The following is a 2924-nucleotide window of genomic DNA, read 5'->3' on the forward strand; positions in this document are numbered from 1 at the left end:
CCCCACCCCCCGCCCGGCGACCGGGGAGGACGGGAAGGGCGGAGCCGCCGGTGAGCCGCCCGCCGGACACCGCCGCGCGACCCCCGCCGGTGACGGACCCGGTCGCGACGGGGACGCCGCGCAGGACGCCGCCCCTCGCGCCGACGGCCCGGGGGCCGGTGCCGGGACCCGGGAGACCACCGACCGCACCGGCCGCGCCGTCGAGCCGGACACCGACGCCGACACCGACGGGTCCCCCGGTCCCGGCGGCGCCGACGAGCCGCGGACCGGCGGAGACGACACCGAGGGAGCCCCGGACACGGAGGGGACCCCCGGCACCGGGGAGCCCGGGGAGGGGACGCGCTGATGGAACCCACCGCCCCCGCCGCCCTGCCGGTGCTGCTCGCCGACGTCGCCGGCCCGGCCGCCCTGGGCCCCGGCGACGTCGCGCTGCGCCTGGGCGCGGTCCTCCTCGCCTTCCTCACCCTGCCCCTGCTGGTGGGCCAGGCCGAGCACAAGGTGATGGCCCACATGCAGGGCCGGGTCGGCCCCATGCACGCCGGCCGCTTCCACGGCTGGGCCCAACTGGTCGCCGACGGGGTGAAGTTCGCGCAGAAGGAGGACACCGTCCCGGCCGGCGCTGACCGCACCGTCTTCCGACTGGCCCCGGCCGTCGCGCTGCTGCCCTACTTCGTCGTCCTGGTCGCCATCCCGCTGGGCCCCGGCACCCTGGTCGGACAGGTCATCGACGCCGGCGTGTTCTTCGTCCTCGCCGTCCTCGGCCTCGGCGTGCTCGGCCAGTTGATGGGCGGCTGGGCCTCCGCCAACAAGTACTCCCTGCTGGGCGGCATGCGCACCGCGGCCCAGCTGATGGCCTACGAGCTGCCGCTGCTGCTGGCCGCCGCCTCCGTGGTGATGGCCGCCGGCACGCTCTCCCTGACCGGCATCCTGGACGCCTTCCAGTGGTGGTGGGTGCCCTGGCAGATCATCGGCGGAATCGTCTTCTTCGTCGCGGGCATCGCCGAGCTGCACCGCCCGCCGTTCGACGCCCCGTTGGCACCGGAGGAGATCATCTTCGGGGCCTTCACCGAGTACTCCGGCCTGCGCTTCGCGCTGTTCCTGCTCGCCGAGTACGCGGGGATCGTCGTCGTCTCGGCGCTGACCGCCGTGCTCTTCCTCGGCGGCTGGCACGGCCCGTTCGCCGACCAACTCGGCTGGCTGTGGATGCTGCTGAAGACGGCCGCCCTGTGCTTCCTGGTGATCTGGGCGCGGGTGGCCTGGCCCCGGCTGCGGGTGGACCAGATCCAGAAACTGGCCTGGACCGTGCTGGTCCCGCTGGCCCTCGCGCAGATCGCGCTGACCGGTGTCGTCAAGGTGGTGATTTCGTGAGTCCCGTATCGGGCCTGGCCAAGGGCCTGGCCGTGACCTTCCGGGCGATGACCCGCCGCGCGGTGACCCGGCAGTACCCGGAGACGCTGCCGGAGCTGGCGCCGCGCAGCCGGGGGGTGATCGCGCTGTTCGAGGAGAACTGCACGGTCTGCATGCTGTGCGCGCGCGAGTGTCCCGACTGGTGCATCTACATCGACTCGCACAAGGAGACGGTGCCGCCGGCCGCGCCCGGCGGGCGGGAGCGCAGCCGCAACGTCCTGGACCGCTTCGCGATCGACTTCGCGCTGTGCATGTACTGCGGGATCTGCGTCGAGGTCTGCCCGTTCGACGCCCTGTTCTGGTCGCCGGAGTTCGAGTACGCCGAGACCGACATCCGGGAGCTGACCCACGAGCGGGACCGGCTGCGCGAGTGGATGTGGACGGTCCCCGAACCGCCGCCGCTCGACCCCGCCGCCGAGGAACCCAAGGAGGTCGCGGCGGCCCGTCGCACCGCCGAGCGCCCGACGCCCGGGGGCGCCGCGTGAGCCCCGGCACCCCGGCGGTCCTCTCCGCCGTCCCTCCCACCGCCCTCCCGACGGCCGCCGACGGCTCGCCCGGCTTCCTCTCGCCGAGCGGCGTGGAGATCGTCTTCGTCCTGGTGGGCGTGGTGGTGCTGGGCGCGGCCGTGCTGTGCGTGACCACCCCCCGCCTGGTGCGCGCCGCGCTGTACCTGGTGGTGGCCCTCGGCGGGCTGGCGGTGCAGTACCTGCTGCTGACCGCCGAGTTCATCGCCTGGGTGCAGGTCCTCATCTACCTCGGCTCGGTGGTCGTGCTCCTGCTCTTCGGCCTGATGCTGACCAAGGCCCCCACCGGGCCGTCCCCGGACGCGAACTCGCCCGCCCGCCCGGTCGCCCTGGTGGTGGCCGGGGCGGCGGCCGTGCTGCTGATGGTGCTGGTCGTGGACGCCTTCCGTACCACGTGGATCGACCTGGAGACCCCGCACGGCCTCACCGCCGATCTGGGCACCTCGATGTTCCGGCACTGGGTGCTGCCCTTCGAGGCGCTGTCCCTGCTGCTGCTCGCGGCGCTGATCGGGGCCATCGTCGTCTCGCGCCGGCACGCGCCCGGGGCGACGGACGGGGCGGTGCCCGGATCGGGGAACGGTGCCGCGTCCGGCGCGGTACCCGGCCCCCGCGACCGCGTCGGGGGTGAGGGCTGATGCACCTGGTGTACCCGGTGGTCCTCGCCGTGCTGCTGTTCTGCGTCGGCCTGTACGGCGTACTGGCCCGCCGCAACGCGATCCTGGTCCTCATGTCGGTGGAGCTGATGCTGGCCGGCGTCATGCTCAACCTCGTCGCCGTCGATGTGTGGCTGCGCGACGAACTGCACTCGGGCCAGGTGTTCACGCTCTTCCTGATCGCGGTGGCCGCCGCCGAGGTGGGCGTCGGGCTGGCGATCGTGCTGCTGGTGTACCGGGGTCGCGGCACCTCCGCGGTGGACCGGCTGCGGGCGCTGCGCGACACCCCCGCGGCGCCGCCCGCCGACGCCGACACCGGGACGCCCGACGCCCCCGCCGC

General features: G+C 74.3%; 4 protein-coding genes and 1 pseudogene. All 5 read left to right on the forward strand.

What is annotated here, in order from left to right; genetic code table 11:
• Positions 1-346 (forward strand): annotated as a pseudogene (locus FOE67_RS21510) (hypothetical protein); the annotation flags it as partial.
• Positions 346-1368: a complex I subunit 1/NuoH family protein gene (locus FOE67_RS21515; protein WP_182666490.1), complete on the forward strand. Its 1023-nt coding sequence runs from the start codon at positions 346-348 to the stop codon at positions 1366-1368. The pseudogene FOE67_RS21510 and the gene FOE67_RS21515, both read left to right, overlap by 1 nt.
• A gap of 47 nt (positions 1369-1415) precedes the next feature.
• Entirely contained in the window at positions 1416-1892 is a 477-nt protein-coding gene (locus tag FOE67_RS21520; RefSeq protein WP_194444556.1) for a 4Fe-4S binding protein, read from the forward strand.
• Positions 1889-2566 carry an NADH-quinone oxidoreductase subunit J family protein gene (locus FOE67_RS21525; protein WP_182666492.1) on the forward strand — a complete coding sequence of 226 codons (678 nt, stop codon included), beginning with the start codon at positions 1889-1891 and terminating at the stop codon, positions 2564-2566. Before FOE67_RS21520 ends, FOE67_RS21525 begins: the two co-directional genes overlap by 4 nt.
• Positions 2566-2924 (forward strand): NADH-quinone oxidoreductase subunit NuoK (nuoK, locus tag FOE67_RS21530; protein WP_182666493.1); only part of this gene is annotated, 359 nt, incomplete at its 3' end. The genes FOE67_RS21525 and nuoK, both read left to right, overlap by 1 nt.

It is taken from the genome of Streptomyces calidiresistens, assembly GCF_014141525.1.
Taxonomy (GTDB): domain Bacteria; phylum Actinomycetota; class Actinomycetes; order Streptomycetales; family Streptomycetaceae; genus Streptomyces; species Streptomyces calidiresistens.